Source organism: Neisseria sp. 19428wB4_WF04, from assembly GCF_015235335.1.
In the GTDB taxonomy this organism is placed as follows: Bacteria; Pseudomonadota; Gammaproteobacteria; order Burkholderiales; family Neisseriaceae; genus Neisseria; species Neisseria musculi.
Genome location: NZ_JADGLG010000083.1, coordinates 1 through 5900, shown reverse-complemented (window position 1 = coordinate 5900; position 5900 = coordinate 1). Strand labels below are relative to the sequence as shown.

General features: G+C 48.6%; 5 protein-coding genes and 1 pseudogene. 5 read left to right on the top strand and 1 reads right to left on the bottom strand.

Annotated elements, in window-relative coordinates:
• The first annotated feature begins 122 nt into the window (after nt 1-122).
• From IR141_RS11860 to IR141_RS11850, 3 genes are read left to right on the top strand one after another with little or no spacing between them, the layout of a single operon-like run.
• A complete protein-coding gene (locus IR141_RS11860; RefSeq protein WP_135037551.1) occupies nt 123-635 on the top strand; it encodes a hypothetical protein in 513 nt (170 codons plus the stop codon).
• A gap of 46 nt (nt 636-681) precedes the next feature.
• A complete protein-coding gene (locus tag IR141_RS11855) occupies nt 682-1209 on the top strand; it encodes a hypothetical protein (RefSeq protein ID WP_135037548.1) in 528 nt (175 codons plus the stop codon).
• A 29-nt stretch (nt 1210-1238) separates the two neighbouring features.
• On the top strand, nt 1239-1679 hold the full coding sequence (locus IR141_RS11850; protein ID WP_135037546.1) for a hypothetical protein: 441 nt from the start codon (nt 1239-1241) through the stop codon (nt 1677-1679).
• A 142-nt stretch (nt 1680-1821) separates the two neighbouring features.
• On the opposite strand, the gene ggt is transcribed toward IR141_RS11850, so the two are convergent.
• Complete coding sequence (gene ggt / locus IR141_RS11845) at nt 1822-3567, bottom strand: gamma-glutamyltransferase (RefSeq protein ID WP_135037543.1); 1746 nt, start codon at nt 3565-3567, stop codon at nt 1822-1824.
• Between the two features lie 415 nt (nt 3568-3982).
• Here ggt and gnd point away from each other — a divergent pair, with 415 nt between their 5' ends.
• Together gnd and IR141_RS11835 are read left to right on the top strand one after the other, a co-directional pair.
• Entirely contained in the window at nt 3983-5431 is a 1449-nt protein-coding gene (gene gnd, locus IR141_RS11840; protein WP_135037540.1) for a decarboxylating NADP(+)-dependent phosphogluconate dehydrogenase, read from the top strand.
• A 106-nt stretch (nt 5432-5537) separates the two neighbouring features.
• Nucleotides 5538-5900: pseudogene (locus IR141_RS11835) on the top strand (hypothetical protein); the annotation flags it as partial.

Here is a 5900-nt window from a genome sequence, read left to right as displayed (position 1 = left end):
AAACCCGGCATACCCGGATATTCTTCAGCCTGAAATCCAAACCCCAATTCAAGAAAATCCCATCATTTGATTAATCAAACAGGCCGTCTGAAAAACGTTCAGACGGCCTTTGGAGCTTTGTTATGGACAGGAAACAAATCGAAAATTATGTTTTTATCTCATTGTTTGTTATTCCGGTTCTAATCTTTATCTCTACCCCCACCCATCCTGAAGACAATATAACCTTACAGATAGATGATTTTATCGACCGCTATCTGCTCGGTAACGGCTGGTACAGCCCTTCCAATTATCCCTTTGCCGCCAAAGTAACCAACAGCTTTTCGGTTGTTTGGGCTGTTGTTACGGGTTCTTTTATGGGTATATGGCGCAGAAACGACATTATTCCCTCGTTGTTGCCTAAAAATATCGGATGGATTTTATTGGTTATGGTAGGTTTGGGAGCGTATATGATCTTAATGAGTTTCTATCCCCAGGAGTTTAATACCTCCGGCGGCAGAAGAAGTTTCCCTTTTACCGAATCTTTCCACAACAGCCCCCCCCTGTTTCTGGCAATGATAATTGTAAAAGAAGTATGCATTTATCTCCCGTTTAGAATAATTGCTTTGGTGATTTATTTTTTTAAGGGGAAAAAATAAAACAAGGCCGTCTGAAAAACGTTCAGACGGCCTTTGAAGCTTTGTTATGGACAGGAAACAAGCTGAAAATTATGTTTTTGCTGCTATAGCCATTATTACTATTCTTGTCTTTATTATTACTCCTGCCTATCCATCAGGTGGTATAGGTTATCGGATAGATGATTTTTTCAATCAATATCTGTTCGGCAACGGATATTACAAACCTTCCAATTATCCGTTTGCCGCCAAAGTAACCAACAGTATTTCTGTTGTTTTGGCCGTGGTTACCGGCTTTTTTATGGGCATCTGGCGCAGAAATGACGTTATTGTTTCATTAATGCCTAAAAACTTTTGGTTGTGGATTTTAGTTGTATTAGGGTTGGTAATAATTGCAGTTCTTGTAAGTATATACCCTCAGGAATTCAGTGTTTCCAAAGGAAGATTAAGAATGACCGAAACTTTTCATAATAATCCTGTTTCGTTTATGGTGGTCATGCTTGCAAAAACGATCTGTATTTATGCACCAGTAAGGTTTCTGGTTTCTTTAACTTTTTATTTATTGATCAGAAAAGATAAATCAAACCGGGCCATCTGAAACTTTCAGACGGCCTGTAGAGCTTTGTTATGGATAGAAAAAAAACCGAAGGTTATGTCGGCTATTCCCTATTTATTATCCCGGTTCTAATCTTTATCCTCACCCCCGTCCACCCGGAAAGTTATACGGCTTACCGACTGGATGGTTTTATCGACCGCTATCTGCTCGGCAACGGCTGGTACAGCCCTTCCAATTATCCCTTTGCCGCCAAAGTAACCAACAGCTTTTCGGTTGTTTTAGCTGTAGTTACCGGGCTTTTTATCGGCATCTGGCGCAGAAACGACATCATCACTCCGCTGCCAAAAAATATCGGATGGAGTTTAGGGTGGAGTTTATTGTTAATTTTAGGTTTGGGAACATATGCTGGTTTAATAAGTTTTTATCCTCAGGAATTCAGTATTTTCAGCGGTAGAAGAAGTTTTATGTTTACCGAATCTTTCCATAACAACCCCGTTTTTTTATGGGGCTGATGGCTACAAAAACAGTCTGTATTTATCTGCCGTTTAGAATGGTTGCTTTTGCTATCTATTTTTTTAGGGGAAAAGCCAATTGAGTCAGGCCGTCTGAAAAAACGTTCAGACGGCCTGCTGCCGCAACCTGCCGGCAGATCAACTAATCCCCCATCACCCTACCCTCCCTGCGCGGATCGGCACCGCCTTGCAGGCTGTTGCTGCCGATTACAATGCCTTGCAAGCCTGAGTTCAAATCGCGCACCTGCACTTTGTAGCCCAATTTCTCCAAATCGGGAGCTTTAGCGGCGGCAGCGCTGTTTTCCTCCAATTCATAGGCACTGCCGCGGTTGAGCATATTGGGCAGATCGATGGCGGTTTGGATGTCCATGCCCCAGTCGATATGGGCGGTTAGGGTTTTGGCCACATAACCGATAATGCGGCTGCCGCCGGGCGAGCCTACAGCCATATAGGGCTTGCCGTTTTTCATCACGATGGTGGGCGCCATCGAAGAGCGCGGGCGTTTGCCGCCGGCCACGCTGTTGGCCACGGTTTTTCCTTCTGCATCAACAGGATTAAACGCAAAATCGGTCAGCTCGTTATTGAGCAGGTAACCATTGACCATCAGGGTGGAACCAAAAGCGTTTTCGATGGAAGTGGTCATCGAAACCACATTGCCGCTTTTATCCACCACCGCGATATGACTGGTGGAAGGCAGCTCCATGCCCTGCCCTTTGCCCTGTGTGCGGGCAAAGCCGCCGGGGCTCACCTGCGGCAGCGCGCCGTAACTGTTTGCAATCAAAGCAGCGCGCAGTTTCAGATATTCGGGATGCAGCATGGCGCGCACCGGCACCTCGGCAAAAGCGGGGTCGGCCACATAATAATCGCGGTCGGCAAAAGCCAAACGCGAAGCATCGCCCAACACGCGCCAGCTTAAGATACTGCCCACGCCCATGGCTTTCATATCGAAATGCTGCATCACGCCGAAAATCTGCGCCAGCGCAATGCCGCCGGAGCTGGGCGCGCCCATGCCGCAGATTTCAAACCCTCGGTAGGGTGCGCAAACCGGCTCCCGCTCGATAACGCGGTAGTTTCTCAAATCGGCCGCCGTGATTCTGCCGGGGTTGCTTTTCGCACCGTTTACGGCTTTGATGATGTTTTCGGCAGGCTTGCCGCGGTAAAACGGTGCGCTGCCTTTAGCCGCCAAAAGTTTCACCGAAGCAGCAAATTTCAGGTTTTTCAACACATCGCCCGCCGCCGGCGGTTTGCCTCCGGGCAGGAAATAGGCTGCGGTTTCAGGATAACGTTGCAAATATTGCTGGTTTTGTTCGATCGATTTCGCCAGGCGCGGCGACACGGCAAAACCCCGTTCGGCCAATGCTATCGGTTTGGAAAACAAGGTTTTCCACGGCAGTTTGCCGTAGCGTTTGTGCAGCTCTTCCAACAATTTGGGCACGCCGGGCACACCCACCGAACGGCCGCCCACCACTGCCTGCATAAATTCTAGCGGTTTGCCGTTTTTGTCTAAAAAAAGCTGAGGCGCAGCGGCCTGCGGTGCAGTTTCACGCGCATCGAAGGTGGTGAGCTTTTTGGCTTGGTTGTCCCAATACACCAAAAACGCGCCGCCCCCCAAACCGGAAGACTGCGGTTCGGTCAAGCTCAGCGTGGTCTGCATGGCAATCACGGCATCGATGGCACTGCCACCGCGCTTGAGCACTTCATACCCCGCTTCGGTGGCCGGCGGATTGGCCGATGCTGCCATAAACTCTTTGGCCTCAACCAGCTGCTGCGCCGTTTTGCCCGTGCCCTGTTCGGGCGCACGGCTTTCTGTGTCGGATGCAGGCCGATAAGCATGGGCATTGAGGGAAAACACGGTCAAGAGGGCGAACAACAATGGTTTTAACGGCATGGGCTTCTCCTTTCGGTTGGAAATCTTTTTAAAACCATCTCACTATAACCGATTTTTCAGACGGCCTACCGATTAGGCTGTTTGAAAAAGGCCGTCTGAAAACTGTGTATAACCTGCCTGTTTTCCACAAATCATAGAATACAATAAAAATTATCCACAAATTTCCGCATGGTCCACCTTAAGTTTTCCAAAAGGTTTTATTGGTTTTACTATTTTGAAATCAAAAGATAAAAACATCTTATCCACAAAAAATCAAACGCTTCAAAATCAAAGTCTTTTTATTATTTAATTATTAAATTGCTATATGCTTTTCTGCTGCATTGCATCAGTATATAAATCCTGTTTCAAACATTGTTTAAGTGCACTGAATCGGTTAAAGTAGGCAGCCTGCAATTCACAAACAAAAGGATTCCCGATGAAAGGCGATATCGGTGTAATCGGTTTGGCCGTGATGGGCCAAAACCTGATTCTCAATATGAACGACAAAGGCTTTAAAGTTGTTGCATTCAACCGCACCGTTTCCAAAGTCAATGATTTTCTCAATGGCGCAGCCAAAGGCACCAATGTTATCGGCGCCGATTCACTGCAGGATTTGGTAGGAAAACTCAAAAAGCCGCGAAAAATCATGCTGATGGTACGCGCCGGCAGCGTGGTGGACAATTTTATCGAGCAGCTCGTGCTGCTTTTAGAACCCGGCGATATCATTATTGACGGCGGCAATGCCAATTATCCTGATTCCACCCGCCGCACCAAAACGCTGGCCGAAAAAGGCATACGCTTCGTGGGCGCGGGCGTTTCCGGTGGCGAGGAAGGCGCACGCAACGGCCCCTCGATTATGCCCGGCGGCAACGAAGAAGCCTGGCCGCACGTTAAACCCATTTTGCAGGCGGTTGCAGCCAAAACCCCTCAAGGCGAACCCTGCTGCGAATGGGTGGGCCGCGATGGCGCCGGCCATTTCGTCAAAATGGTACACAACGGCATCGAATACGGCGATATGCAGCTTATCTGCGAAGCCTACCAGTTTATGAAAGACGGCTTGGGTTTAAACCATCAACAAATGCACGAAATTTTCGGCATCTGGTACCGTACCGAGCTGGATTCCTACCTGATTCAGATTACCGCCGACATTCTGGGTTTTAAAGACGAAAACGGCGAACCGCTGGTAGAGAAGATTCTCGATACCGCCGGCCAGAAAGGCACCGGCAAATGGACCGGCATCAACGCCCTCGATTTGGGCATTCCGCTCACCCTGATTTCTGAAGCCGTGTTTGCCCGCTGCGTGTCGGCATTTAAAGAACAGCGCAGCGAAGCCGAAAAACTGTTCGGCAAAACCGTTAAAGCGGTCGAAGGCGATAAAGCCCAATGGGTAGAAGCCTTGCGCGAAGCCCTGTTAGCCTCGAAAATCATCTCTTACGCACAAGGGTTTATGCTGATACGCGAAGCCGGCGAGGTGAACGGATGGGCGCTCAATTACGGTCAAACCGCCCTGCTGTGGCGCGAAGGCTGCATTATCCGCAGCGCGTTTTTAGGCAATATCCGCGATGCTTATGAAGCCGACCCCGATTTAGTGTTTCTCGGTTCAGACCCCTATTTCAAACGCATTCTCAAACAATGCCTGCCGGCCTGGCGCAAAGTGGCGGCCAAAGCCATCGAATGCGGTATTCCCATGCCGTGTATGACATCGGCGCTGACCTTTCTCGATGCCTATACCAGCGGGCGTTTGCCCGCCAACCTGCTGCAGGCTCAGCGCGACTACTTCGGCGCCCACACCTACGAGCGCACCGACAAACCGCGCGGCGAGTTTTTCCATACCAATTGGACAGGCAAAGGCGGTGACACAGCTTCGACCACTTATGATATCTAAACCGATGTAACAGCCCGTTTCGGCAAAAGGCCGTCTGGAAATATTTTCAGACGGCTTTTCTTTTTAAGGAGCTAATGTAGATTAGCAGTCATGGCAAGCTGCCAAAATGAAGATAACCTACCGTAAGCTAAATAAGAGTTTCCAAAGAAAACTTCTTGAATTTTTTGTACTCCAAGTTACTGCCCGTTCCGCTGCTGATATTTTGAGCATTCAGTCTAACTCCGCTATTCTTCACCGCAAAATCCGCCAAGTCATCAGCCGTTATTTAACACAGGCTGCCGATGAAATTTTTAATGCTCCGGCCGGGCTGGATGAAAGCTGTTTCGGCGGTTATCGCAAGGGTGTCAATTCCATTCCAAAACTGAGCCACAGTTGTGGTCTAAAATTGAGCCACCCTATGAGCGGTGTTTCATCCGGTAAGAATCATTGCCCGTCTCAAAAATATCGCAGCAATAAGTCAGGCGGTCCA